This is a genomic window from Falsirhodobacter sp. 1013 (assembly GCF_051195255.1).
Lineage (GTDB): Bacteria > Pseudomonadota > Alphaproteobacteria > Rhodobacterales > Rhodobacteraceae > Falsirhodobacter.
Genome location: NZ_JBNJLK010000006.1, coordinates 115,566 through 142,271 on the forward strand (window position 1 = coordinate 115,566; position 26,706 = coordinate 142,271).

Genomic DNA, 26,706 nt, shown 5'->3' on the forward strand with positions numbered 1-26,706 from the left:
CAGCCGGAAACGGCAAGAGGCGTGAATGGGGAATGTTCGGAACTGGATGATGATCCTGCGCATTGGGGGGCGCGTACAGACGGAATATCATGCACATCATGCACATAGCTCTGGGTGGCTGCCTGAAGGCGCCGCCCGTTCAATACGGTTTGTCCGAGGATACGGGCGGGCACATCGCCTATGTTCTGGGTGCCGCGACGCGCCAGGCGGCCAGGCCGGAGGTGACGCGGGTGGACGTGGTCACCCGTGCCTTCGGGGATTTCGGTTCCGACTATCTGCGCGAGGAGGAGCGGCTGTGCGCCAAGGCCCGGATCTTGCGCCTGCGGACGCGGGATCTGCGCTATCTGACCAAGGGCGCCTTGTGGGGCGAGGTGGCGGTTCTGCGCGACGCGCTTGCCGAACGACTGCGGCAGGGCCCGCGCCCCGACATCCTGCACGCCCATTTCGCCGACGCGGCCGAGGTGGCGCTGGCCGTCGGTGGGCTGTTCGGGATCCCCGTCGTCTACACTCCGCATTCGCTGGCGCTGGACAAGATCGACGGAGCGACGGACGCGCGGCGCGTCGCGGCCGAGCGGCGCATCATCGGCTGCGCCGACGCGATCGTTGTGTCCAGCCGGGACGAGGCGGAACGGCAGGTGCCAGCCTACGACGCAACGGCGATCACGCGGACCCACCGCATCGGGCCGGGCGTCGGTGCTGCGGCCGAGGATACGGGTGCGGCGCGGCGGCTGCTGACGGGATGGCTGGACAAGCCGGAAAAGCCGATGATCCTGGCTATTGCCCGCCCCGTGGCGAAGAAGAACCTGGGCGCGCTGGTGCGGGCCTATGCTGCCGATCCGGTGCTGCGGGGGATGGCGAACCTTGTCATCCTGGCGGGGCAGCACGCGACGGCGGATGCGGATGCGCGGGCGGTTCTGGACGGCCTGCGTGCGGACGGGGCCGGGTTGGAGGGGCGGTTCGCGCTGCCCCCGGCCCATAACACGCATGATGTGGGCGCGCTGTACCGGTTGGCGGCGCAGACGCGCGGCGTTTTCGTGAACCCTGCCTTGTTCGAGCCGTTCGGTTTGACTTTGCTGGAAGCCGCGCAGGCCGGCCTGCCGGTGGTGGCCACGCGGCACGGGGGGCCTTCGGCGATCCTGGAGGATCTGGGAAACGGCCTTCTGGTGGAGCCGACGCGCGAAATGGCGATCGCCGCCGCCTGCCGGTCGTTGATCGGGGATGCGGCCGAATGGGACAAAGCCTCGGCCAACGGGATGGCGGGGATCGGGCGGTACGACTGGGACCGTTATGCCGCGGAAAGCGTGCGGCTGTATGCCGGTCTGCGGCGGAAGGTCCTCCGTCCGCCGCGTCGGGTGGCCCGGCGGCTTCTGGCCTGCGACATCGACAACACGCTGACAGGCTGCGCCCCGTCGGCCCGCGCCTTTGCCCGCTGGACGGACGCGGCGGATCTGCCCTTCATCGTGGCGACGGGACGTTCCCTGCCCGAGGCGCGGGCGGTGCTGCGGCAATGGGAGCTGCCGGAACCGGAGGTGTTCATCACCTCGGTCGGGACGGAGATCTTTCGGTGGGGGGAGGGCGGGCTGTTCTTGTGCGCGGACTATGACCGGCATGTCGGCGCAAGTTGGGACCGGGCGGCCGTTCATCGCGTCGTGGCGGGTTTGCATCCCGAATGGCAAGGGGATGTCGATCAGAAGCGCCACAAGATCAGCCTGTTCGGGGATGCCGGAATGGCGGCTGGCGTGCGTCTGGACTTGGCGCAGGCCGGGCTGGCGGCGCAGGTCGTGCATTCGCATGACCGGCTGATCGACATCCTGCCCCCCGCTGCCGGAAAGGCCAACGCCATCGCGGCGGTGGCGGCGGGCTTGGGGCTGGGGCTGGCGGACTGCATCGCGGCCGGGGACAGCGGCAACGATTTCGACATGCTGGACCGGTGCGGGTCCGCGATCGTTGTGGGGAATGCCAGCGCGGAACTGGCAAACCTGAAGCCGCGCAAGGGACTTTTGCGCGCGGCGCATCCCTTTGCCCGCGGGGTGCTGGAAGGATTGGAGCGGATCGCATGACAGCCCCCATCGGTTATTTCGTTCATCATCAGGGGCGGGGGCACGCCGAACGCTGCGCGGCGCTGGTGAACGCGCTGCCCGCCGACCGGCCCGTGACGATCTTCTGCGCGCGCGACGACATCTTTCCGCCGCTGCGCGACGGCGTGACCGTGATGCGCATTCCGTCCTTGTTCGAGGCGACGGGGGCGGAGCCTGCGACCATGGACTGGGTGTCCACTCCTGCCACGCTGCATTGCGCCCCGCTGGGCTGGCCGGGCATTCGGGTGGCGATGGCGCGCATCGCGGGGTGGTTTGCCGAAGTCAACCCTGCGCTGATGATCTGCGACGTGTCGGCCGAGGTGGCGCAGCTGGCGCGCATCTGTTCCGTGCCGCATGTGAAGGTGGTGCAGCATGGCGACCGGGGCGATCCGGGGCATCGCGCGGCCTATGACGGCGCGGCGGGGCTTCTGGCGCCGTTCCACGAAGCGTTGGCACAGCCCGATTGGGACGACACGATGCGCGCGCGCATGATGTTCGCGCCGGGCCTTGGCTGCCCTGCGGGGCCGCGCGTGGACCGGGCGGCGGCGCGGGCGCGCTTGTCGCTGGACCCGGACCGGCGCGTGGTGCTGGTGTTGTGGGGCAAAGGCGGCAACGGCTTTGCGCAGGCCCCGATCGGCGTGGGCGCCCGGACCATGCCTGACGCGCAATGGATCACCGTAGGGCATGTGGAGCGGGACTGGCACGCGACCGAGCCGTCGAACCTGAGGCATGAGGGCTGGGTGGACGGGGTGGCGGATCACGTCGCGGCGGCGGATGTGATCGTCGCCTCCACCGGCAACACGACGTGCCAGCAGATCCTTGCGGCGGGCAAGCCGTGGATCGCGGTGCCCGAATGGCGCTATTTCGACGAACAGGTGATGAAGGCCCGCGCGCTGGACGCGGCGGGCGTGGCGCTCCACCTGCCCCATCTGCCGTCTTCGGCCCATGCCTGGGGCCGGGCGATGGCCGGGGTTCTGGACCGTCACGATCCGGCCCGTCAGGCCGCGCTGGCGGGGACGGACGCCGCCCCCTTGGCCGCCGCCTGGGTGGAAGGGCTGATCGACCGTCTTTGGCCCGCCCGCACGGGCAACATCATTCCGCTTTCTTCCGCATCCTGAGGTTTCCATGACTCTTTCTTCGGCTTCCGTCCTCACCATCGCCTCGGGCCGCGGCGAGCATCTGCACAACGTGATGATCGGCCTGTCCCGCCAAACGGTGCTTCCGGCAGAACTGATCATCGCCCACATGCAGGAGGCGCCTTATGCCGACCTGCCGTCCGTGCCCTTCCCTGTCCGCCAGATCGCCGTGACGGGGGCGGAGCTGCCGCTGGCGCGGGCGCGCAACGTGGCCGCCAAGGCCGCCACGGGGGAGTTGCTGATCTTTCTGGACGTGGACTGCATCCCGACGCCCACGCTGGTGGAGGATTACCTGGCGGCCGGTTTCGACGGGCTGATGATGGGGGAGGTGATGTATCTGCCGGGCGGCGCCGTCGCCCCAGGCTGGCAAAGCGCCGATTTCGATGCGGTGGCCGTGCGCCATTCCGACCGTCAGGGCCCGCCGGCCGAGGGGGTGGAGATCTGCACGGATTACCGCTGCTTCTGGTCGCTGAACTTCGCTCTGCCGGCGGCGATCTTCCACCGCGTGGGCGGGTTCGACGAACGCTTCACCGGCTATGGCGGCGAGGATACGGATTTCGGCAAGACCCTGTCCATGGCGGGCGAGGCGATCGGCTGGATCCGTGGCGCGAAGGTGCATCACCAGTATCACCCCCATCACATGCCCCCCGTGCATCACCTGCACAGCGTGGTCCGCAATTCCGAACTGTTCGCGCAGAAATGGGGATATCGGACGATGGAGCATTGGCTTTATGCCTTCATGCTGATGGGGCTGATCGACAATTCGGGCCCGCGCATCCGCATCCTGCGGGAGGCGGAGGAAGGCGACATCGCCTATACCCGCCAGCACGCGCACATGCCTTACGCCAACACGGCCAGCGTCATCCGGCGGCTGAAGGAGGAGAAGGCGGCGGCTGACGATGCGGGGCAGAAGGCGCTGCTGCAACCGGCCATCGCGGCGGAATGATGCGGATCGCCGTCGTCTCGCATGTCCGGCACCCGATCGCCCAGCCGTTCATGGGCGGGATGGAGGCGCATTCCTGGGCGCTGGTGCAGGGGCTGATGGCGCGCGGGCACGACGTGACGCTGTTCGCCGCCGGCGACAGCGATCCCGCCTTCCGCATCCACCCGATCCTGCCCGAACATTACGACCGCCGCTATCCGTGGAGCGAGTATGTGGAAACGCGGGTGCTGCACGATTATCTGGATGCGGGCTTTGCCGACGCGGCGCGGGCGTTGCTGGAGGGCGGGTTCGATGTGGTCCACAACAACTCGCTTCACCGGTATCCGCCACGGCTGGCGCGGGTGCACCGGGTGCCGACCGTGACCTCTCTGCACATTCCGCCCTTCGACGCGATCCATAGGGCGGTGCGGGAAAGTGCGGCGCCGTGGTCGCTGTTCACCGTCACTTCGGCCAAGCAGTTGGAGAGTTGGTGGCCGGAAGTGCCGCCCGCCGCCGCGCATGTGGCGCATAACGGGATCGATGTGGCGCAGTGGCCCTTCGTGGCCGCGGGGGATGGCAGTGCGGTTTGGGCCGGACGGATCGCGCGCACCAAGGGGCCGCATCTGGCGGTGCAGGCGGCGCTGCGGCTGGGGCTTCCGTTGACGCTGTATGGCGTGATCGAGGATGTGGAGTATTTCGACGCGGAGATCCGGCCCCATCTGGGCGATCTGGTCCGGCATGGCGGGCATCTGGGCCCGCGCGAACTGGCGGCGGAGCTGGGGCGCGCCTCGGTCCTGCTGTTCACGCCGTTGTGGGACGAACCCTTCGGCCTTGCGGCGGTGGAGGCGATGGCCTGCGGCTTGCCGGTGGCGGCGCTGGAGATGGGCGCCGTGCGCGAAATCGCGGGCGAGGCAGGACGTTACGCGGCCCCAGATGATCCGGCAGGGTTCGACGCGGCGATCCGCGAGGCGCTGACCATTCCGCGCCGCGTTCCGCGCCAGCGGGTGGAAGCGCTGTTCACGCGCGACCGGATGATCGACCGTTACGAGGGTTTGTACGCCAAGGCGCAGGCGGGGCTCGCGGCGCCCTTGGGTCCCGTGACCTTCCCCGAGATCGAGCTGCCGGCCTTGCGCTCCACCCCTGTTTTTCAGAAGTGATCGGTGGCCCGCGCCGCGGAGGGCGGGGGCCGTTCCGGTCAGCTTTCGGGTTTCGAGGGGGCGGGGTCCGCCTGACCGGACACGCTGCCGGCGTTCACCTCGGGCGCGGCGTCGCGGGTTTGTCCGCCCAGCATGCCGCCGACCTCGCCGGATTGCACGGGAACGTCCAGTTCCTCCTTGGCGCGGTTCCAGTGTTCCTCGTGCCGGCCCTCGGGCTGGCCTTCCTGTTCCCACAGCTGGTGCGCCCGTGTCCGGATGTTGTCATCGTTGTCCATGTCATCCTCCGTCTGGTTGGGAAAGAGAAACCCGTGGCGTCGGGCGATGTTCCGACACGTATGCGTGCTGCGTCCCCGTTGATGGCGGGCGGAAGGGGCGTATGCCGCCGGGCGGACATGGGCCGCGCGGCCCTTGCGTAAGCGTTGACGTCAACCCTCGCTTTCTGAACGGCCACGGGTTTTCCGTGGTTGTCAGATGCACGGTTGCGCGGACTGTTTCCCGAATCCTTGACGTCGCTGGCAAGACGGGGCCTTTCCTCACCATCGTCCTGCTGGACGCGAACCTTCGCGCGCCGATTTCCGGCGTGGGTCCGGTGCTGCGGGACATCATGGCGGATCCTGGGCTGGAGGGAACAAGGGCGCTGATCCTGTTCGCCCTCTTGTCGCTGGCAAGGCGGCGGCACGGGCTTGGACCCGTACTAGAAGACGGCACTGTAGCCAATGCGGGCGGGGTGCTTGTGCGGGTCAGCGGGGGGGGGCGATGCCCCTTGGATCGGGACGATCGTGCTGGGCGTGGGGATCGCCTTTGGCCATGTCCTTTTGCCGCGATATGTGAAGCCATCGTTCCCGACCGCGCGCCGCGCGCGATTGGCTTCACTGCCGCAGCAATGGAGGGGGTGGCAAGCCGTGCCACGGGGCTGGCCGTTCCGAACGCGCGGCTGCCGGGGCTGGACGGGCGACGGGCGCTTGGGGTCTGGGCGGCGCCGGGGCCTGTGGCGCTGGTGTTGCGGCGGGCTTATGCGCGCGATGCGGTGACGCCCGTGCTGTGGGCGGCACGTTCGGAGCCGTTGCTGTGGCGGCAGCCGCTGGCGGGGTCGATCACGCTGTTCTTTGCCGCGCATTCGCTGGTCTTCTATTCCGTCGTGAATTGGTATGCGACCTGTGGGCTGGCGCGCGGGGTGCCGGCGGCGACGGCGGGGTATCACCTGCTGGTCTATAAGGAGGTGGCGAAGTTGGCACCGGGGCGGTTCTAGGGCGCGTGCGGGATCAGAAGCTGGTCGGGCTGACCTGCGGCAGGCTGCTGGTGATCGGGACGGGTGGATTGCGCCGCAGGCGGCGCGGGCTTTTCGATGGTCACGAGCCTTGCACTGTTTTCCCTGCGGACACGGGATTCGGGCACGGCCACAGCCCTGCCGGGGATGGTGCAGTTGCTTCACGACGCGACCGGGGGGATGGACGCGCCGGTTCGCGGTGTCGGTGGCGGTTCTTGGTGGGATGTCGCGCCGTGACCGCTTTGTAGGGGCAGGGTAGCGGGGCGTCCCGACCCGCCACCCGTTCGGCCTTAGGCCGGGACGCGGTTCGGGGCCTTCACGCTAAGGGCGATCAGGGCGCTGGCGAGGACAAGGACCGCGCCGCCATAGGTGTAGACGCCGGAGGAGCCTGCGCTTTCGAACACGAGGCCACCGGTGCCGGCACCTGCCGCGATGGCGAACTGGATCGCGGCGACGATCAGGCCGCCGGCGCTTTCAGGTTCATCCGGGGCCACGCGGGTGTTCCACGTCGTCCAAGCGACCGGCACGGCCCCAAAGGCCAGACCCCACAGTGACACCAGCAGAAGGCTGAGCGGCGAGGCGCTGTTCAGGCCCGAAAGGGCAAGGGCGCTGGCCCCCGCAAGGAGCGGCATGGCCATCAGCGTGAAGCCGAGGCTGCGCTTCAGAAGCGGTCCGGCCAGAAGCGTGCCCACGAAGTTGGCGACGCCGAAGCCCAGCAGGAACACGGTCACCGCCGTGACGCCTGCGGCCAGAGACACCTCGAGGAACGGGCGGATGAAGGTGAACAGCGCGAAATGGCCGGTGAAGACGAGGGCCACGCAGGTGATGCCCTGCCAGACGCCCGGACGCAGCAGCACGGCGAACAGGGTGCGCAGGCTGGCCGCGCTGGTGGAGGCCATGGCCGGAAGCGTCGCCCATTGCGCCAGAAGGCCGAGGGCGCCGAAGAGGGCGGCGCCGAGATACACCTCCCTCCACCCCAGGATCGCGCCGAGCCAGCTGCCCAGGGGGGCGGCGACCACGGTGGCCAGCGACACGCCGGCAAAGATCATCGACAGGGCCTTGGGCACCTGATCGGACGGCACCAGCCGCATCGCGATGGCGGCGGACATCGTCCAGAAGCCGCCGATGGCCACGCCCAGAAGCAGGCGGCCCACCAGAAGCAGGGCAAAGCTGCCCGACAGCGCGACCAGCAGGTTGGACAGGATCAGCAGGACCGAAAAGCCCAGAAGGACGTGGCGGCGGTCGATGCCGCGGGTCAGGGTGGCGATCAGCAGGCCTGTGAACAGCGCGACCACGGCGGTGGCCGTCACGGCCTGACCGGCCATGCCTTCGCTGACCTGAAGATCGGTGGCCATGGGGGTCAGCAGGCTCATCGGCAGGAACTCGGCCGCGATCAGGCCGAACACGCCGAAGCTGACGGCGTAGACGGCGGGCCAGCGGGCCACCACGGGCGGGCCGGAGATGGGAGGGGCGATCTGTCCGTGCATCGGGCAGTCCTTTCGTGCAGGGGGAGGTTGTTTCCAGATCTATCCGGCGGGGGCCGGACGTGCTATGGGCTTCGGCGTGAGTTTGTTGATCGGACGTCCGGAATGCTTGATCATCTTCCCCTGCACCCCCTTGCCCCGGCCGCCACCGAGGATGTCATGAGCGAGCTGCTGCTGGGGATGCGGCTGAACGGGATCGCGTATCGGCGCCTGCGGCTGGCGCAGCCCTTCGGCGTCGGGTTCGGCGGCGTGCCCGGCAAGGCGCAGCTGCATTTCGTGGCGCAGGGCAGCGCGATCCTTCGGCTGGGCGGCGCGCAGCGGCGGATCGAATGCGGCGACGCGGTGTTCCTGCCCCGGGGCGACGCCCATGCGCTGCTGTCGGGCGACGGCGCGGACGTGCAGGATCTGGGCCATTTCCCCGCCGCCCCCATCTGCACCACGGTGGAGGCGGTGTCGAGCTGCCCCGACGGCACCTGCCGCACCGCCGACACCATCATCTTCAGCGGGTGCATGGATTTCGAACTGGGCACGATGCATCCGCTGGTCGCCATGATGCCCGAGGTGATGCAGCTGAGCATGCTGTCCGAACGCCAGCCCGAGATCCTGCCCATCCTTGAGGCGATGGAGCGGGAAGCGCGAACCGAGCGTGCGGGCTTTGCGGGGATCCTGGCGCGGCTGGCGGACGTGGTCGCGGCCTCTATCGTGCGGGGGTGGGTGGAAAGCGGGTGCGGCAGCGCCGCGGGTTGGGTGGAGGCGTTGCGCGATCCCCGGCTGGGCCGCGTGCTGCTGGCGATCCACCGCGATCCGGGGCGGGCGTGGACGGTGGCCGCGCTGGCCGAGGAGATGGGGGCCTCACGCTCGGTCTTTGCGGAACGGTTTCTGGCGGTGACGGGGACGACGCCGCTGGGATACGTCACGGACCTGCGGATGCGTCTGGCCGCGCAGTGGATCGGGCGCGAAGGGGTGGCGATCGAGGCGGCGGCCCATCGGCTGGGCTACGGTTCCCAGGCCGCGTTCAGCCGGGCGTTCAAGCGGGTCATGGGGCATCCGCCGGGGGGTGCGCGCTAGGGGTGGCGCGGGCCTTTTGGCGGCGTTCGGCCAGAACGGCCTGAAGGTTCGACAAAAGGATGATGCCGCCGCCAAGGAAGACCCAGATGTCGATCGCCTCGCCATACAAATAGAAGCCGGTGACGGCGGCGAGGGGCACGCGCAGGAAGTCGATGGGGATCACGACCGAGGCTTCCAGCCGCTTCAGCGCCTGCGCCTGACCGTAATGGGCGGCCAAGGCCCCCACGCCCGCCAGCACCATCCAAGGCACGTCCGTCAGGTGAACGGGGCGCCAGTCGGTCAGGGCGGCGATCAGGCCAAGGGGAAGCTGGATCAGGATCATCCACACCACGATCGCCCCCGGTGAGGCGTGACCCGTCAGGCGTTTCACCAGAATCAGCGACAGGCCGTAGCCGGCCGCGGCGACCAGAACGAGGCCTGCGGCGGGATCGATCATCCCGACGCCCGGCCGGACGATCACCAGCACGCCCAGAAAACCGCCGATGGTGGCGGCGACGCGGCGGCGGCTGAGGCGTTCGCCCAGCATCAGCCAGGCGAACAGCGCCACCCAGATCGGCATGGTGAATTCCAGCGCGAAGACCGAGGCGAGGGGCAGGAGCACGATCCCCACCGTCCAGAAATACTGCGCGGTGAAGTGGACGATGTTGCGCAGCAGGTGCAGCCGCAGCTGCGCCATCTGCCGGATTTCGGGCCAAATGGCGCGGCCGACGGCGAGGATGACGACCAGCCCCACCAGCGCCCGGAAGAACAGCACCTGCCGGATGGACAGCGTGGCGGCCAGTTCGCGCGATCCGACGGACATGGCGATGAAGGATGCCATGCTCAGCCCCATCCAGAGGAGGCCGTAGCCAAAGGCACTGCGTGCCGGAGCGTCCGGAAGCGGGGCGGCGTTTGCCATGTCGTGGGCCTTTCGCTGATGTTCGCGTCCTTCATCACTCATATGACAAGTGAGGGCCAGCGCGACGTGGGGCCACGGGTTTCGGAAACAGGTTGAATCCTGAGGCAGGCGGTGGGGCAATGTGCCTGATCTTCGCCCAAACCGGGCGTTCCACGGTTTTGTAACAGACTTATCAGCTTAAAGTTTAATCAAACTCAACTTCAGGATGAGGCTTTCCGGCCACAACCATGGGGTGATCGGCGTTTTTCGTCCGCGGGTCGTTAAAGTTTGATTAATCAAGTTTGACTCAACCATGGGTTATAATAACCCTTCCCTCAGGTTGCATTGCGCGGGCGGTTTCCGCGCTTCATCTTGGCAAAGGGACGAGCAGATGGCAGTTGGCGATACGATCACGACGGGTCTTCGGGTCTTCACAGGCACGAATGGTGTTAACGGACCTTCCGGTTTTCTTGGTCTGGCTGCCGACTCGGTCGGTGTGCTGTCACTTCAACCAATTGTCGCAAGCCCGCCTTTCGTTGAAGCGGCGGAGATTGGCACGGGTTCTGTTTCTTCCGTAGGAATCGCGCTCCCGATCCCTGGGCGATTTGTACTCGGCACGGACGGTCTCACATATTTCGTTGCGACCAACCCCAATGCCATTTTGGGCACGAACCTCAGCCTTCTGCCACTCGTTTCCACCTACACCGGCACCACCAGCAACATTTACGGCACAACCGCCGGTGACACGCTTGCCGGCACGGCGGCGAACGACATCATCTATGGCGGACCTGCGGCCGATGCTATCCAAGGCACGCCTGCCCAGACCGGAACGGGTGCGGACAGCCTTTCGGGCGGGGCCGGCAACGATGCCATCTTCGGCTTTGACGGCAACGACACGATCACGGGCGGTGTGGGCGCGGACTCGCTTTATGGCGGTGTGGGCACTGACACGGTCAGCTATGCCGATTCATCCGCGGGGGTGAACGTCACTCTCTCCACCACGACCATCACCACGGGGTCCGGCGGCGAAGCCGCAGGCGACGCCCTTGGCGGGTTCGAGAATATCACGGGTTCCGCTTACAACGACACCCTGACGGGCGACGAAGTGGCGAACGTCATCAGCGGCGGGGCGGGGGACGACTCCATCAACGCCGGTGACGGGAACGACACCGTTTCGGGTGGTGCGGGTGCGGACACGCTTGCGGGCGGTGCGGGGATCGACACGCTCACCTATGCAGCGGCCACTGCGGCCGTGGGGGTCAACCTGACGGCGGGCACGAACACCTCGAACGATGTCCTGAGCGGGTTCGAGGTCGTGATCGGGTCGGGGTTCAATGACACGCTGACGGGTTCGGCCAGTGCGGACACCCTGGACGGGGGTGCGGGCAACGACTTGCTGTCGGGCAGCACGGGCAACGATTCGCTGATTGGCGGTGTGGGCGATGACACGCTGACAGGCGGGGCCGGTGCGGACACGATGGTCGGCAACAACGGAATTGACCTTGTGGACTATGCCGCGTCGGGGGCGGCGCTGCAGATCAACCTGAGCACAAACACCCTGTCGGGCGGCGATGCGACCGGCGACGTCATCTCGGGCATCGACGGGGCGATTGGCACCGGCTTCAACGACACCATGGTCGGCTTCGACGCGGTCGGGACGACGGCGGACTACTACACGAACGTCTTCTATGGTGCCGCGGGCGACGACGTCATTTCGGGCCTGGGCGGTGGCGACAGCCTGTATGGCGGCGCGGGCAACGACACGATCTATGGCGACCGGGCGGGCAACACCTTCACGGGCGCGGATGCGGACGTCATCTCGGGCGGTGACGGCAACGACCTGATCGACGGGGGCGCGGACAGCGACACGATCACGGGCGACGCCGGGGCCGACAGCCTTCTGGGCGCGGCGGGCAACGATTCCATCGCGGGCGGGGTCGGCAACGACACGGTGCGCGGCGGCGCGGGTGCCGACACGCTGGACGGTGGCGCGGACATCGATACGCTGGATTACAGCGACAGCGCGGCCGGTGTGGCAGTAAACCTGGCCACGAACACCGCTTCGGGCGGGGACGCGACGGGCGACGTCATCAGCAACTTCGAGAACGTCACGGGTTCGGAAGGCGCGGACACGCTGACGGGCAGCACGGCGGCCAACGTGATCGTGGGCGCGGCGGGCGCCGATCTGATCGACGCGGGTGCGGGTGCGGACAGCGTGGATGCCGGGGCCGGCAACGACACGGTCGTCGGCGGTACGGGCGCGGACACGCTGGACGGTGGCGCGGATACCGATACGCTGTCCTATGCCGGATCGACGGCGGGCGTGGCGGTGAACCTCGGCTCCGGCGTGGTGTCGGGCGGGGACGCGACGGGCGACGTCATCAGCAACTTCGAGAACGTCACGGGTTCGGAAGGCGCGGACACGCTGACGGGCAGCACGGGGGCCAACGTGATCGTGGGCGGCGCGGGCGCTGACCTGATCGATGCGGGTGCGGGTGCCGACAGCGTCAGCGCGGGCCTGGGCAACGACACCGTGGTGGGCGGTGCGGGTGCGGACACGCTGGACGGCGGCGCGGACATCGACACCCTCTCCTATGCCGGGTCGGCGGCGGGCGTGGCGGTGAACCTGGCCACGAACACCGCTTCGGGCGGGGACGCGGCGGGCGACGTCATCAGCAACTTCGAGAACGTCACGGGTTCGGCGGGTGCCGACACGCTGACGGGCGACACGAACGCCAACACGATCGCGGGCGGTGACGGCGCCGACGTGATCGACGCGGGCGCGGGCGCCGACAACGTGGACGCGGGCACGGGCAACGACACCGTCACGGGCGGCGCGGGCGCGGACACGCTGGCCGGCGGCGTCGGCACCGACACGCTGTCCTATGCCGGATCGGCCGAAGGGGTCAGCGTGAACCTGGCCACGAACGTGGTGTCGGGCGGGGACGCGGCGGGCGACGTCGTCAGCGGGTTCGAGAACGTGACGGGTTCGGCCGGCGCGGACACGCTCACGGGCGACGGCAACGCCAACACCATCACGGCCGGTGACGGCGCCGACGTGATCGTCGCGGGTGCGGGGGCCGACAGCGTCGACGCCGGCGCGGGCGACGACTCCGTCACGGGTGGCGCGGGCGCCGACACGCTGGCGGGCGGCGCGGGCACCGACACGCTGTCCTATGCCGGATCGACGGCGGGCGTGGCGGTGGATCTGGCCGCGAACACCGCCTCGGGCGGGGACGCGGACGGCGATGTCATCAGCGGGTTCGAGAACCTGGCCGGCTCGGCCGGGTCGGACACGCTGACGGGCGACGGGGCGGCCAACGTCATCACGGCGGGCGACGGCAACGACGTGGTCAGCGCCGGCGCGGGGGCCGACAATGTCGACGCCGGCACCGGCAACGACACGGTGACGGGCGGCGCGGGCGCGGACACGCTGGCCGGCGGGATCGGCACCGACACGCTGTCCTATGCCGGGTCCACGGCCGGGGTGAACGTGAACCTCGGCACGGCTGCGGCCTCGGGCGGGGACGCGGCGGGCGATGTCATCAGCGGGTTCGAGAACCTGACCGGTTCGGCCGGCAACGACACGCTGACGGGCAGCGCCGGCGCCAACACGCTGACGGGCGGCGCGGGCTCGGACTCCCTTATCGGGGGGGACGGGAACGACAGCCTGGATGGCGGCGACGGGGACGACACCCTGTCGGGCGGCGCGGGCGTGGACACGCTGACCGCCGGGGACGGCAACAACCGTCTCATTTTTGGCCGGGGCGATCTGGCCAGCGCGGGCGGCGGCAACGACACCTTCGTGCTGGACAACGCGGTCGACAACCCGTCCAGCGACCCGGGCACGCCCGACAACACGATCACGGTCACGGGCGGCGGCCAGGGCGAGAACGGGTCCGACATCCTGGACCTGAGCGCGAACACCGGCTGGCGGAATGCGCCCGGCACGGTGGCCGGCGCGGGCACGATCACGCTCTCGGACGGGACGATCATCAATTACACCGGGATCGAGCAGATCATCTGCTTCACCCCCGGCACGATGATCCGCACCCTGGGCGGGCTGCGCGCGATCGAGACGCTGAAGGCCGGCGACATGGTCGTGACCCGCGACAGCGGTCTGCAGCCCATCCGCTGGATCGGCACCTCGGTCGTGGCGGGCACGGGCACCTTCGCGCCGATCCGCCTGCGCAAGGGCGCGCTGCCGGACCTGACGGCCGACATGCTGGTGTCCCCGCAGCACCGGATGCTGATCGAAGGCTACCGGGCCGAGCTGCTGTTCGGCGAGCGCGAGGTGCTGGCCTCGGCCAAGCACCTGGTGGACGGCAAATACGTGACGGTGGAGGAGGCGGAGGCCGTCACCTACATCCACATGCTGTTCGACCAGCATGAGGTGGTGTTTGCCAACGGGGCGGCGACGGAAAGCTACCACCCGGCCAGCTACGGCCTGGGCGGCCTGTGCGAGGAGGCCCGCGAGGAGCTGTTCGCGATCTTCCCCGACCTGCGCGCCATGCCCGAAACCTACGGCCGCACCGCCCGCCGCGTCCTCAAGGCCTTCGAGGCCCGCGCCATGAGCTGGTAAAACAACACACGGCCAAACACGACAGGAACGCGCGGGCCGAATGGTCCGCGCGTTTCGCGTGGGGGGGATGTCAAGCTTCGGGGCTTGGGCCGTACGAAAAGCCAGCCACAGATCATGATCTGGCTTCCACGGGGATGCTTCACGGAGTTCCCACGGATGGGACTTGTCGGCTAAGACGGAGAGCGTCCTCAAGACGCCGGAGGCCTTGTCTCCTCACGTCGCCGACTGTGAGATCGGTGAGGGCCGTGGCATCGTTGTTCGAAGAAAGCGGCTTGTTCCTGTTCCAAGGGCCGTGGGTGGGACAGGATGGGCCGTCATCATCCTCGGCGGCGAGGAGCCGTTTCGGGTTCGAATTGTGCCGCTTTCGGGGAGGAGAGCGAAACGTCTTGCGCCGGTATCTACGACTTCCGGAATGATCCGTGGTTGGCGGGACGAAGATCAGGGGGCGACGCGTGACTGCGCCGCCCCCTGATGTTCAAGGTTGGAATACCTGGTCCTGTTCGGCCCGAAGGCTGCAGGCGAGGCTTCCTGCCGGAAGCTCCACGTCGTCATAGGTCAGCACCTGGTCCTTGGGCACCCGACGGCGCAACTTGGCCCCGGCGGCAATGCCCATCGGCAGCAGGTTCTGGGCGCGGGACACGGGGTAGTTTTCGCACAGCCCATAGGTCAGGAAGCCGCCCAGCCCGTCCAGCACGGTGCCTTCGTCCAGATCGCACTTCGCGGCCGCCACCACATCGACCACCGGCCCGGCCTTCGGCGCGATGACGCGGTCGCCGAACAGCACCACGCGTGCGACGGACAGCGGAACCTCGAAGATCATCAGGTGATACGGGACGTAGAAGCTGTAAAGCGGCCCTTCGCCCAGCTTTCCATAGTTCAGGTAATGGGCCTGCACCTTGTCCTGCGCCTCGGCGAAGACGTAGACGCCGGGTGAGGGCAGCCCGCCGACGACGTAATCCACGACGCCGCCCAGTTCCCGTAGCCGGTCCAGATCGTACATGCCCGTCATCTCGTCCACCGGGCCGCGATGTTCCATCCCGATCATGCCGCGCTGCGCCACCTGCATTCCAGTGGCGTTGGCGACGATGGCCTGCTCGAACGAGATCTTGGTGCCGTCGGCGAAGCTCGTCACCATGTGCGGGGTCTGGCCCCACTGCTTGGCATAGGCGGCCTGCGTCGCGGGGGTGCGATACCGGTCCTGCAGGCCCTTGATGTTGCCGCACACCCGGGGGATCAGGCCGATGCTTTGCACGAAGCGCAGAAGGTTCAGCTGCACCCCGGGCTGATCGCCGTCGCAGCCGCTGAGGATGACCCCGGCGGCGTCCGCCTTCTGTCGCAGCAGCGGCCCGACGGTCGCATCGAGTTCGGCGTTCATCAGCACCATGTGCTTGCCGCCCGCGATGGCCTGCATCGTCACCTGTGCGCCGTGTTCGACGTGACCCGTCGCCTCGACCAGCGCTTCGAGGCTCGGGGCCTCGCACAGCACAGCGGGGTCGGAGGTCACGGCATACCGGCCGGCCCGAAGCGCGTCTTCCAGCTCGCTCGCGGTGTGCACTTCGACGATCCGGTCCCGGGGAACGCCGCAATCTTCGTAGATCGCGATGGCCGCCGGCAGGGTGCGGTTGCAGATGGCCGCCAGATGCATGCCGGGCATGTATTTCAGCACCTGGTTCGCGATGCCGCGGGCCATGTAGCCCGCCCCGATCATGCCGAAACGAACCGGATTTCCCGCCTCTGCGCGCGCCGCAAGCGCCGTGTCCACGATCAGCATCAGAGAAGCCCTCCCTCGTGCGGCCGATAGTCGGGCCAGTTTGCGTCCTTGTCGGAGATCTGCCGGACCTCCATCCCCCAGTCAATGCCGAAGGCGGGGTCGTTCCAGCGCACGCCGCCTTCCGCCGCAGGGGTGTAAGGTGTCGAAACAAGATAACTGACGGCGCTTTGGTCTGTCAGGGTGATGTAGCCATGGGCGAACCCCTTGGGCACGTAAAGCTGGCGGTCGTTCTCCTCGGTCAGTTCGAAAGCTTCCCATTTCAGGTAGCTGACCGAGTCCGGACGCAGGTCGATGATGATGTCGCGGATGGCCCCGCGCGTGCATCTTACCACCTTCACCTCGGCTGCGGGGGCGTTCTGGAAGTGCATTCCGCGCAGGGTCCCGGCCGCGTGGTTGAACGAGGAGTTCTGCTGCGGAAAGCGTGTTTCAAGGCCGGCGGCCCCGAATTCGGCGTCGCAGAAGGTGCGGGCGAAATGGCCGCGGGAGTCCCCCCGGTGCTCGGGCTCGATCAGACACGCGCCGGCAAGGGTGGTCGGAAGAAAGCGCATCAGGTTATCCTTGGATATGGGGGGAAGACCCGGCGAGGTCCGCGATCTGGGACCGGGTCAGTGCCGAAAGTTCCGACGGAGAGGCGTTGTTCGCGGCGGCCTGGTACCACGCGACCGTGGCGTCCAGCCCGGCGAAGACATCGCTCATCTGGCGCCAGCCAAGGGTGCGTTGCGCAAGGCCCGAGTCAAGCAGGAGAAGCCCCGCTTCCTTCAGGTGAGCTTCGCCCGGCTGATGTTGCCAGCCGGCGCCTTTGCCCCAGCGTTCCGCGAAGGCCGAAGCAAGATCGCCCACCGTCAGCAGCTGTTCCGCCGCGGGCCCGAAATTGAAGGCCTTGGCATAGGGCGTGCCGCCTTCATGACAGGCGCGGGCCAGACGCAGGTAACCGGCAATGGGTTCAAGGCAATGTTGCCAGGGCCGCACGGCGTCGGGGGAGCGGATGACCAGCGGCTCGTTCACGGTGAAGGCGCGGACTGCGTCGGGAAGCAGGCGATCGGCCGAATAGTCGCCGCCCCCGAACACGTTGCCGGCGCGGGCCGAGGACACCGGAACCTGGCGCGAGATGGCGGAATTGGACGAAAAGAAGGATTCGCGCCAGGCATGTGTCACGATCTCGGCGCAGGCCTTGGACGCGCTGTAGGGGTCCTTGCCGCCCATGGGATCGTTTTCGCGATAAGCGAAGGGCCATTCGGCATTTTCGTAACACTTGTCGGTTGTCACGACCACGACGGAGGCCACGCTGTCGCAGGCACGGCAGGCTTCCAGAAGGTTGATCGTTCCCATCACGTTGCTGGAGAACGTTTCGACCGGTTCCCGGTAGGACAGGCGCACCAGGGGCTGGGCGGCCGCATGGATCACGATGTCCGGCCGGAAGGCGACCAGCGCCTCCCGCAGGGCGGCGGCGTCGCGGATGTCGCCGAGGACATGATCGCAAAGCTCTGCCGCGCCGGTCAGCGCGAACATCGAAGGCTGGGTGTCGGGGGGGAGGGCGTAGCCGCGGGTGACCGCGCCCAGCATGTCCAGCCAATGCAGCATCCAGCTGCCCTTGAACCCGGTATGCCCGGTCAGGAACACGCGTTTCCCGGACCAGAAGGCGCGATCCACGGCGAAGGACGCACCGCCGGATTTCGCAGCGGTCATTTGGTTCATCCGAGCTTCCTTTCACGGCCATTGCCGGTTGTGGCATGCACTTCCTCGGACCGGGTGCGGCTTTGGTACAATGCAACGCTCCTGCTTCTTGCCACGGCTTTGCCTCTGGTCATTTCTGAATGCTCTTTCCAACAGGGGGCGCGGGATGCGGATTCCTTGCCGCCCGCGCCCGGAAATGAATAAGATCGCTGGCGGCGAAAAGGATCCGAAACACCGCCGTGCCGGGACGCTGATGCGTATGAATACTCATGCAAAGTCGGCACGACAGCATCAATTCTTCATCTTCGGGCAAACGTCTAAAAGTGTCTGTATTATACGCAAGCAGAACCGTTTATCTGTCGCATGATTGGACGCTGTCGCAGCGGAACACTTACAGGAGCAACACGATGAAGGCCGTTATTCTTGCCGGGGGCTATGGCACCCGGTTGAGTGAGGAAACCGGGGTGGTGCCGAAGCCCCTGCTCGAGATTGGCGGTCGCCCGATTCTCTGGCACATCATGAAGATATACGCTGCGCATGGTATCACCGATTTCGTGGTCTGCTGCGGTTACAAGGGTACTCTCATCAAGGAGTATTTCCTGAACTACTTCAACCGCAACAGCGACTTCACCATCGACCTCAGCTCCAACAGCATCGAGATCACGCGTGGCGCCGTCGAGCCATGGCGCGTGACGCTGGCCGATACCGGACTCGACTCGATGACGGGCGGGCGGATCAAGCGTATCGCCCCTTATATCGGCAACGAAACCTTCTGTTTGACCTATGGCGACGGGGTCAGCGATATCGACATCGGCAAGCTGGTGGCGTTCCACCGCCAGCAGGGCACCAAGGCGACCGTGACGGCCGTGCGGCAGCCGGGACGCTTTGGCACGCTCGACCTGTCCGAGGACGTGACGCGCGTGAACGCCATCCGCGAGAAGAGCGTTCTGGACGGGCAGACCATCAACGGTGGCTTCTTCGTACTGGAACCTTCGGTGTTCGACCTGATCGAGGGCGACCAGACCGTCTGGGAGGAAGCGCCGCTGCAGCAGCTGGTGCGTTCGAACGAACTTTCGGTCTATCGGCATGAGGGCTTCTGGCAGAACATGGACACGCTGAGGGACAAGAACCTTTTGCAGTCCATGTGGGACAACAACCCGCCCTGGCGCGTCTGGAACTGATCGACGCGGACCGGCAGGCAGGGGTTGTTCACGCGAGGATCTCGTCCAGCATGGCCTTGAACTCCACCATGACCTGCCGGTCCGAACTGCGCGCCTTCACCTGGCGCATGATCGCCTGGGCCTTCTGCCAGTCCTTGCCGCCAAAGGCAGAGGCGGTCCTGGCCCAGGCCATTTCCAGATCCTCCGGCGCCAGGCTGTCGGCGTAGAAGGGGTAATCGTCCCCCAGGTAGTGCATGGCGTTCATGTCGTCCCGCGTGACGATCACCACGGCCCCGCATCGGGCGGCGACGAAGGCTTTCAGGAAGGGTTTCCATTCCTGAAGGTGATCCAGCTCCCGCACGATCCAGTGGCAGTTGAACAGCGGCGCCTGCCGGACCCAGTCTTCGGCCGTGAAGCTTGCGTCCACGACGTTGACCAGTTCGATGACGTCCGACAGGGTGCTGGGCCGCGAGGTGTTGGCGAGACGGCCGAAATAGCCCGTCCGAAGCCTGTCGGTGGGCCCGGCGCAGTCGGGAACGGCCGGGTTGACGTGATGGGTGACGTGGAAGGCGGGCGTGGCGGGGTAAAGGCGGTTCAGTTCCACCGCCTGCGGCAGGCTGAAGGCCATGTGGGCGTCGAAGACGGGAACGGTCTTTGGCCGTATCGGCATGTCCAGCCAGTCACTGACCGAGACGATGTTGCGGTCCCGCAGGTCCGCGAGATGTTCGGGCGGGTTGAATTCGATGGCGCCACGATTGACGATCACGACCTGATCCCGCACGGACCGGATGTCCGATGTCAGGGTCACGTCGTAACGGTCGGAATAGGTGTCTGCCACCATCTCGCTGAGTTGCCGGGCGCGCATCAGCGTGATGCCGGAATTGCGGCGCTGTTCGGCGTAAAGGAAGGTGATCGGGATCCGGCGCGTGTGCAGCGCCGGTGAGGGCAGGCGCGGGCGCAGGGCCTGAAGCTCCGTCACGTTGCGCGCGAAGAAGATGTTGTGTTCGGCCGTGCCAAGCGCGGAGGGCAGCAGCGTGACGGAATGGTCCGGGACGTCTTTCTCTTGGGCGAGGCGGTACCAGGACAGTGACGGGTGTCCCGCCGGTTCCGCCTCGTGCAGTGCCCACCACGCGTCCATTTGGGCCTGGACGGCGGGGTCGGAATGACGCCTCCAGATCATCCCGGTGTCGCTTGCGCCCTGATCATGCGGGACATCGGCCGCCTCGTAAGCCTGGGCCTGTGCCAGCACCGATGCCGCAGGGTGGCGCCCTGTCAGCAGCAGATGTTCGGCAAGCCCTTGCCAATCGTGCGCCGCAGGGTGCCGCCAAAGCACCATGTCCTGGTGCATCAGCCATCGCGTGATCAGGGTGTGCAGGTTGCCGACGGGGATCAGGGCGCGATCCACGAACAGCGACCATTCGGCATCAAGCCCCGCCTCGGCCAGAACGCGGTGGGGGCAGATGGTGGCGAAGGCTTCGCTTTCCGGCCGGGGGGCCATGACGATCACCTCCCACCCCGGGGCCTGGACGGGGGCGTCGGTGATGCACAGGAAGCGCAGGCCTTCCGGTTGACCCAGGAGGGGCGGGAGATACGGGCGGCTGCCGAAACAGACGGTGTACACGATGATCCGGCGCGCAAGGTCGACCGGCAGGTCCACGGCGCGATCCTCTTGCGGAACCGAAAGGCGAAGGCCTTGCGCCGGTTGGGCGGGGGACAGCAGATGTTGCGGCAGCGTCGGGGCCTGACCGCGGCGCCCTGTGTCCATCCGCAGGAACAAGGGTGCGGCCTTGTGCCAGCCGGACATCCGCGCCGTCAGCACCGCATGCATCTGCGCCATCCCAACGTGGTGCGGCGCGATCAGCCGCAGCGGGCGCAGCGTGGCGTCCAGCAGACCCGGCCTGTGTTGCGCACATCGGAACAGCCAGGTTCCGAAGGTCCGCGCCATCGCCTTTTGTGCTTGGCGACGGGCGCTTCGGAGATGACGACGCGTGGCCGAGGCGCGATTCTTCAGGCTATTCAGGCGCAGCATTGGGAAACTCGGTAAGGGGCAGCGTCGAAACTTGGTGGCTGCCGTTTGGCCGGGACAAAACACATGGAACGTCTTCTACGCGGGTCGGCTGAACAGGCCAAGGCCTTGTTCAGCCGACTTATTGCGAAGGCGAGCAAGTCTTGGACCAAATGTCTTTCGAGAAAAAAATGTCGCCAAGCCCAAGAAACTCGTCATGTGCACACGCAAACCAATGGGGCGGATACCTGCGATACATAGCAAGAAATATCCGCCTTGGAAGGTGAAATCCAAGGTTGAGGCGCGGCCATAATTCTCGCGATACAGGGATGGCGGCGGGGTGCGTTAATAAACTTTTAACCAAGAATTGCCGATCCGGGCGACACGCGCGTTGCTTTTGATCGCGCTCAGGTAGAATGATGGGCAAGGTCAAGTGCCCGTCCCATGATGGTTGAGGCCAGCCTGCAACAGCAAAGACGTGTTCGAGCCATGCTCGGCATGAAACGGGGCTGAATGCCGCTGGGAGGATATCTTGCTTTTCAATTCACCGGAATTCCTCCTTCAGTTTCTTCCCGTCGTATTCTTGGGCTTCCTTCTTCTTCATCTCGTGAACCTTCAGCGTTGTGCCGTCCTGTGGCTGATAGTGGCGTCGCTGGTCTTTTACGGCTGGTGGTCTTGGAACAATCTGCCGCTGATCATTGGCAGCGTTCTGTTCAATTACGCCTTGGGTGGCCTTTTGATGCGACGGCCCAATCGCGCCCTTCTTGTGTTCGGAATCACCGCGAACGTCCTGCTTCTTGCGGTCTTCAAATATACCGGATTTCTGGCGCAAACGGTCCGCGACATTTCCGGAGTGGACGTCCCCATTCCGACATTCGTCCTTCCGCTGGCCCTGTCCTTCTTCACGTTCCAGCAGATCGCGTATCTGGTTGTCGCTTATGACGGAGCGGTCCCCGATCGTAAATTCCTGAGCTATTGCCTCTTTATCGTGTTCTTTCCGCACCTTATCGCTGGGCCCATCACTCAACCCCGGGAAATGCTGCCGCAATTCAGCGACCATGAGCGGTTCCGGCCCCGGCTGGATTTCGTCGCCCTCGGGTCGACCATCTTTCTTGTCGGGCTTTTCAAGAAGGTCGTCATCGCGGATCCGTTCGGTGCCTACGCCGCCCCGGTCTTCGTGGCGGCACGGGAGGGGGGCGTGCAGGCATTCGAGGCCTGGGGGGGCGCCCTGGCCTATACGCTCCAGATGTATTTCGACTTCTCGGGCTACAGCGACATGGCGATCGGCCTCGGGCTCTTGTTCGGCATCTCGCTGCCCTTGAACTTCAACAGTCCCTACAAGGCCCGGAACGTCATTGAATACTGGTCGCGCTGGCACATGACGCTGACGCGCTTCCTGACGGCCCATATCTACAACCCGATCGTCATGTCCATTACCCGCAAGCGCATGACGAAGGGCCTGCCGCTGCCAAAACGCGGCCGGATGACGACGGGGACATTCGCCGCGCTTGTGGCGTTTCCGACGCTGTTCACCATGCTCGTGTCCGGGGTTTGGCACGGTGCGGGATGGCAGTTCGTCGTTTTCGGGCTTTTGCATGGCGTCTTTCTGATCATCGCGCACGCCTGGCGCCAGTGGAAGGTGCGGCGCGGCTTGCCGCTTGAAACCACGAGCCTGTGGCGAAACGGCGGGGCGGTTCTGTTGACCTTCTTCTGCGCGATGATCGCGCTGGTCTTCTTCCGGGCGGACAGCGTCGGCACGGCGGTGAACCTTCTGCAAGGGATGGCCGGTCTGAACGGCGTGGTCTTTCCCCAATTTGTCGGCCTGGTGCCGGGGGGTGCCGAGGCGATCGGGGCGCTTGGCCTGCACATGGGCGAGCTGCCGCTTTTCGACGGATGGCTTTTCCTGCGGATCGTGGCCTTCCTGGTGGTCGTCTGGGCGTTTCCCAACCTTTATCAATGGCTGGGCGACTACCGCGAGGCGATCGGCGTCGACGTGCGGCCCAGCGGCCTTGTGCAGCGTCTGTCCTTTGCGCGGTGGCGCCCGTCGATGGTGTACGGGGCGGTCGTGGGCGCCTTCGCGGTCATCGCCGTTCTCTTTTCCTTGTCGGGGGCTCCCTCCGAATTCCTCTACTTCCAGTTCTAGAGGGGCATGATGCACTCACTCCTTCCTTGGCTGCCGCAACACGCCGATCTTGGCGCGGCGATCCGAAAGGCGCGGGATATTCCCGACCCGGCCGAGCGGCTTCAGGCCGCGCGCGGTCTTGCCGGCCACGCGCGGGACATGGTGACGACGGGGCGGATCGACCGCATCGCGGCAGGGTGCTTCGACGCTCTGGGGACCGAGGGCTCTTTGGCCGGTGGGTTCGCGCACATGCGTCTTGCCATCCTGTCGTCCCACACCGTGGATCACCTTGTGCCGTCGATCCGGGTCGGCGGTCTGGCCCGTGGGATGAACCTGTCTGTCCATGTGGGGCCTTACGGGCTTTATCGTCAGATGCTGCTGGGGCGGGATGCCGCGCTCGCGGCCTTTGCTCCTCAGCTCATCCTTCTGGCCCTTGACGCCGAGGCGCTTGTGCCGCCTTTGCCGCTGTCCGCAAGCGAGGCCGAGGTGGCCGCCGCGATCCAGAGGGCGGTGGACGATGTGCGGGTGCTGTGGCGGAGGGCGAAAGAGGAATACGGCGCCCAGCCCGTTCAGCAGACCCTTCCGGAAACCACGCTCCCTCTTTTCGGGTCGTTCGAGGGGCTGGTGCCGGCCTCCCCGATGGCGCTACGGGCGAGCCTCAACGCGGCGATCCGGTCGGCCGCACGCGAGGAGGGGGTCCTGCTCCTCGACCTCGCGTGGCAGGTTCCTCCGCGGATGGGCGAGGCGGAACTGACCGACGCGCTGCTTTGGCATCATGCGAAGCAACTCATCAATCCGGTCTTCGCGCCGCTTTACGGTGACCTCGTGGCGCGCCTTGCGGCGGCCATCGCCGGGAGGTCCCGCAAATGCCTGGTCCTCGACCTCGACAACACGGTCTGGGGCGGCGTGATCGGGGATGACGGGCCTGAAGGCATCAAGCTGGGGCAGGGGAGCGCGGAGGGCGAAGCGTTCGCGGCCTTCCAGCGCTATGCCGCCCGGCTGGCCGAACGCGGGGTGATCCTTGCGGTGTGCAGCAAGAACGACGAGGCCGTCGCGCGGAAGGCCTTCGAGACGCATCCGGAGATGGTGCTGCGCGCAGAAGACGTGGCCTGTTTCGTCGCGAACTGGACCGACAAGGCCACCAACCTTCGCGAGATCGCGCGCCGGCTGAATATCGGCATCGACAGCCTTGTGTTCGTGGACGACAACCCGGCCGAGCGGGAGATCATCCGCCGCGAGTTGCCGGAGGTTGCCGTTCCCGAGCTGCCGGACGACATCTCCCGCTACCCCGCCGTGGTGGCGGCGGCCGGTTACTTCGAAGCGGTGTCGCTGACCGGGGACGATCTGTCCCGCAGCCGCAGCTATGCCGCCAATGTGCAGCGTGCCGCCGCGCTCCAATCCACCACCGACATGCAAGGCTACCTCCAAAGCCTCGACATGTGCCTTGTGGCGCGGCCTTTGGGGCCGATCGACCGACCGCGGGCGGCGCAGCTCATCAACAAGAGCAACCAGTTCAACCTGACGACGCGGCGGCGCACCGAGCAGGAACTCGAGGCGCTGCTGCGCGACCCTGCCACGATGGGCTACGGCTTCCGCCTGAGCGATCGGTTCGGTGACAACGGTCTTATCAGCGTGGTCCTTCTGCGGCCCGATCCCGCCTGGCGCCAAGATGAATTGCTGATCGACACCTGGCTCATGAGTTGTCGTGTTCTGGGGCGGCAGGTGGAGCAGGCGGTGCTTGAAACGCTTGCCTCCCTTGCGAGCTCGCGTGGCATTCGTGCCTTCATTGGCGAATACCGCCCCAGCGGGCGGAACGGAATGGTCGAGAAACATTACGAACAGTTGGGTTTTGCGCCTGTCGAGCCCGCTGCGGGCGCGTCGGCGGAGGCGCGGTTCTGGCGGCTGGACCTGCCCGGACACGTGCCGGCCCGCCATGTGATCAAGATGGAGATGACGGCATGACCGAAGGCGAGATCTACGAAACACTGACCGAAGTGATGCGGGACGTGTTCGACAACGACGACGTCGTGATCAGCCCGCAGACGACGGCCCAGGACGTGCAGGGCTGGGACAGTCAGGCCCACGTGATGCTGATCATCGCCGTCGAGCAGCGCCTTGGCATCCGTTTCCGCGCTTCGGAATACGACCAGCTTCATGATGTCGGGGAATTCGTCAGCGTCATCGAAGCCAAGCTGCAGTCCAAATGACGGCGCCCCCCGAACCCCGGCAGGGCCGGCGGTCGATGGGCCGCTACCTCCTTGCGCTGGTGGCGGGGGCCTTGATGGTGCCGGGCCTGTTCCTCCTGATGCTGGCCCTTCTTGACCCGGACGAGACACGGCCACCGCCGCAATTCTCCAACAGCCTGTGCGTGGACGAGAAGCTTGCGGCCATGCGCCGGTCGCCGCCGCAGGATCCGGATCTTCTTGTGATCGGCTCTTCCGTGGCCTGGCGTCACTTCAACAGCCCCGAAGCGATCGAGCTTCGGCCCGGGCTTCATCCCTACAATGCAGGCTTCTGCGGCGCCAATATCAAGCAGACCGAGGCCGTCGCCAACTGGATGCTGACACGCCTCCCTTCCTTGAAGGAGGTGATCCTGATCGCCTCTCCGGTGGACTTCGAACATTGCGAGGATCAGTCGACGAACACGCTGTTCCCGGCGGGCTTCGATGTCACGGAAGCCGACACCTTCGTCTTCGCCGACGGTTCTCCGTTGCTTTACTATCTGCGCTACTTCGATCCCATGACGCTCTGGCGGAATGGCCGCGGCCTTGAGGCGCGCCGGACCGACATCAGGTCCTATGCATCGCTTGTGACGGATGAGTTCGGCGATGGTCCGATCGAACCGCCCGGCAGCCGGCGGCTTCTGTATGGGGCACCGACGTTCGATGCGGCCTGTTTTGCCGGATTGCACCGGATAGGAATGGAGTTGCGGAAGCGGGGGATCGGCTTCCATGTCGCCGTGACCCCGCTTCACCCGGAATGGCTCCGTCTTTACGATCAGGGGGGGCAGGTCACCGCAACGCTCGACACGGCCATCCGGGAGGCGCTGGCCGGAACCGGGGGACGCTTCATCAAGGCTGGGACGGGCATCGAGGAAGCGGCATTCTTCGATGGCATCCACCTGCGGTGGTCGTACACCGACGAGTATACGCGGTTCCTGCTTGCTGAAGTCCGGCCCTCCGGCTGAAGCCGCTTTCCCGATCCACCCGTCAAAGGATCTGCTTGCGATCGGCGCGGAGCTTCAGGATATCGTACCGGGCGATCCGTGCCTCTTCAGATGAAACTCGCAACTGCCTTTTTTCGTCCCGACCGGATAAATAGCCAACTGGATCTTCGTGCGGTAACGTTGCATGACATGACATATGCAACGGGGGTGTGTTTCAGCTTCCGTCAATCATGGGCA

Annotated in this window: 20 protein-coding genes; 12 read left to right on the top strand and 8 right to left on the bottom strand. The window is 66.5% G+C overall.

Translation table 11 applies throughout. The features are described 5' to 3' along the window. The first annotated feature begins 98 nt into the window (after positions 1-98). Genes ACSHZY_RS10920 through ACSHZY_RS10935 form a run of 4 tightly spaced genes read left to right on the top strand, consistent with a single transcriptional unit; the run spans position 99 to position 5,293 of the window. Complete coding sequence (locus ACSHZY_RS10920; RefSeq protein ID WP_435169020.1) at positions 99-2,060, top strand: HAD-IIB family hydrolase; 1,962 nt, start codon at positions 99-101, stop codon at positions 2,058-2,060. Beyond that, a complete protein-coding gene (locus tag ACSHZY_RS10925; protein WP_435169021.1) occupies positions 2,057-3,196 on the top strand; it encodes a hypothetical protein in 1,140 nt (379 codons plus the stop codon). Before ACSHZY_RS10920 ends, ACSHZY_RS10925 begins: the two co-directional genes overlap by 4 nt. A gap of 7 nt (positions 3,197-3,203) precedes the next feature. After that, on the top strand, positions 3,204-4,160 hold the full coding sequence (locus ACSHZY_RS10930; protein ID WP_435169023.1) for a glycosyltransferase family 2 protein: 957 nt from the start codon (positions 3,204-3,206) through the stop codon (positions 4,158-4,160). Further along, positions 4,160-5,293, top strand: coding sequence for a glycosyltransferase (locus ACSHZY_RS10935; protein WP_435169025.1), 1,134 nt, complete (start codon positions 4,160-4,162; stop codon positions 5,291-5,293). Before ACSHZY_RS10930 ends, ACSHZY_RS10935 begins: the two co-directional genes overlap by 1 nt. Positions 5,294-5,331: 38 nt before the next feature. Here the strand turns inward: ACSHZY_RS10935 and ACSHZY_RS10940 are convergent, their stop codons facing one another. After that, the gene (locus ACSHZY_RS10940; protein WP_435169027.1) at positions 5,332-5,568 is read right to left on the bottom strand and encodes a DUF2934 domain-containing protein; all 237 of its coding nucleotides are present in this window, start codon (positions 5,566-5,568) and stop codon (positions 5,332-5,334) included. 617 nt (positions 5,569-6,185) lie between these two features. Here ACSHZY_RS10940 and ACSHZY_RS10945 point away from each other — a divergent pair. Next, the gene (locus ACSHZY_RS10945; protein WP_435169029.1) at positions 6,186-6,542 is read left to right on the top strand and encodes a hypothetical protein; all 357 of its coding nucleotides are present in this window, start codon (positions 6,186-6,188) and stop codon (positions 6,540-6,542) included. A gap of 308 nt (positions 6,543-6,850) precedes the next feature. Here the strand turns inward: ACSHZY_RS10945 and ACSHZY_RS10950 are convergent, their stop codons facing one another. Continuing rightward, on the bottom strand, positions 6,851-8,047 hold the full coding sequence (locus ACSHZY_RS10950) for an MFS transporter (RefSeq protein ID WP_435169031.1): 1,197 nt from the start codon (positions 8,045-8,047) through the stop codon (positions 6,851-6,853). 102 nt (positions 8,048-8,149) lie between these two features. On the opposite strand from ACSHZY_RS10950, the gene ACSHZY_RS10955 reads away from it, so the two are divergent. Next, positions 8,150-9,112, top strand: a complete 963-nt coding sequence (locus tag ACSHZY_RS10955; protein ID WP_435169033.1) for an AraC family transcriptional regulator — start codon at positions 8,150-8,152, stop codon at positions 9,110-9,112. On the opposite strand, the gene ACSHZY_RS10960 is transcribed toward ACSHZY_RS10955, so the two are convergent. Continuing rightward, positions 9,081-10,010 (bottom strand): DMT family transporter, encoded by a 930-nt coding sequence (locus tag ACSHZY_RS10960; RefSeq protein ID WP_435169035.1) that lies wholly within the window; start codon positions 10,008-10,010, stop codon positions 9,081-9,083. The genes ACSHZY_RS10955 and ACSHZY_RS10960 overlap by 32 nt on opposite strands. Positions 10,011-10,650: 640 nt before the next feature. Between ACSHZY_RS10960 and ACSHZY_RS10965 the strand changes: the two genes are divergently transcribed. Next, positions 10,651-14,571: a Hint domain-containing protein gene (locus ACSHZY_RS10965; RefSeq protein ID WP_435169037.1), complete on the top strand. Its 3,921-nt coding sequence runs from the start codon at positions 10,651-10,653 to the stop codon at positions 14,569-14,571. Positions 14,572-15,046: 475 nt separating this feature from the next. Here ACSHZY_RS10965 and ACSHZY_RS10970 read toward each other — a convergent pair whose 3' ends face one another. From ACSHZY_RS10970 to rfbG, 3 genes are read right to left on the bottom strand one after another with little or no spacing between them, the layout of a single operon-like run. Next, positions 15,047-16,342: an NAD(P)H-dependent oxidoreductase gene (locus ACSHZY_RS10970; protein ID WP_435169039.1), complete on the bottom strand. Its 1,296-nt coding sequence runs from the start codon at positions 16,340-16,342 to the stop codon at positions 15,047-15,049. Beyond that, on the bottom strand, positions 16,342-16,890 hold the full coding sequence (rfbC, locus tag ACSHZY_RS10975) for a dTDP-4-dehydrorhamnose 3,5-epimerase (protein ID WP_435169041.1): 549 nt from the start codon (positions 16,888-16,890) through the stop codon (positions 16,342-16,344). The genes ACSHZY_RS10970 and rfbC overlap by 1 nt, the downstream gene beginning before the upstream one ends. A 4-nt stretch (positions 16,891-16,894) precedes the next feature. Beyond that, positions 16,895-18,037: a CDP-glucose 4,6-dehydratase gene (gene rfbG, locus ACSHZY_RS10980; RefSeq protein WP_435169042.1), complete on the bottom strand. Its 1,143-nt coding sequence runs from the start codon at positions 18,035-18,037 to the stop codon at positions 16,895-16,897. A gap of 386 nt (positions 18,038-18,423) precedes the next feature. Between rfbG and rfbF the strand changes: the two genes are divergently transcribed. Then, positions 18,424-19,197, top strand: coding sequence for a glucose-1-phosphate cytidylyltransferase (gene rfbF / locus ACSHZY_RS10985; RefSeq protein WP_435169044.1), 774 nt, complete (start codon positions 18,424-18,426; stop codon positions 19,195-19,197). 28 nt (positions 19,198-19,225) lie between these two features. On the opposite strand, the gene ACSHZY_RS10990 is transcribed toward rfbF, so the two are convergent. Both ACSHZY_RS10990 and ACSHZY_RS10995 read right to left on the bottom strand, forming a co-directional pair. Next, positions 19,226-21,121, bottom strand: a complete 1,896-nt coding sequence (locus ACSHZY_RS10990) for a hypothetical protein (protein WP_435169046.1) — start codon at positions 21,119-21,121, stop codon at positions 19,226-19,228. A gap of 604 nt (positions 21,122-21,725) precedes the next feature. After that, positions 21,726-22,241, bottom strand: a complete 516-nt coding sequence (locus ACSHZY_RS10995; RefSeq protein WP_435169113.1) for a hypothetical protein — start codon at positions 22,239-22,241, stop codon at positions 21,726-21,728. Here ACSHZY_RS10995 and ACSHZY_RS11000 point away from each other — a divergent pair. From ACSHZY_RS11000 to ACSHZY_RS11015, 4 genes are read left to right on the top strand one after another with little or no spacing between them, the layout of a single operon-like run. Continuing rightward, positions 22,170-23,324: an MBOAT family O-acyltransferase gene (locus tag ACSHZY_RS11000; RefSeq protein WP_435169112.1), complete on the top strand. Its 1,155-nt coding sequence runs from the start codon at positions 22,170-22,172 to the stop codon at positions 23,322-23,324. The genes ACSHZY_RS10995 and ACSHZY_RS11000 overlap by 72 nt on opposite strands. A 6-nt stretch (positions 23,325-23,330) precedes the next feature. Then, complete coding sequence (locus tag ACSHZY_RS11005) at positions 23,331-25,265, top strand: HAD-IIIC family phosphatase (RefSeq protein ID WP_435169047.1); 1,935 nt, start codon at positions 23,331-23,333, stop codon at positions 25,263-25,265. After that, on the top strand, positions 25,262-25,510 hold the full coding sequence (locus tag ACSHZY_RS11010; RefSeq protein WP_435169049.1) for an acyl carrier protein: 249 nt from the start codon (positions 25,262-25,264) through the stop codon (positions 25,508-25,510). Before ACSHZY_RS11005 ends, ACSHZY_RS11010 begins: the two co-directional genes overlap by 4 nt. Further along, positions 25,507-26,490, top strand: a complete 984-nt coding sequence (locus tag ACSHZY_RS11015) for a hypothetical protein (protein WP_435169051.1) — start codon at positions 25,507-25,509, stop codon at positions 26,488-26,490. The genes ACSHZY_RS11010 and ACSHZY_RS11015 overlap by 4 nt, the downstream gene beginning before the upstream one ends. Positions 26,491-26,706: the final 216 nt, after the last annotated feature.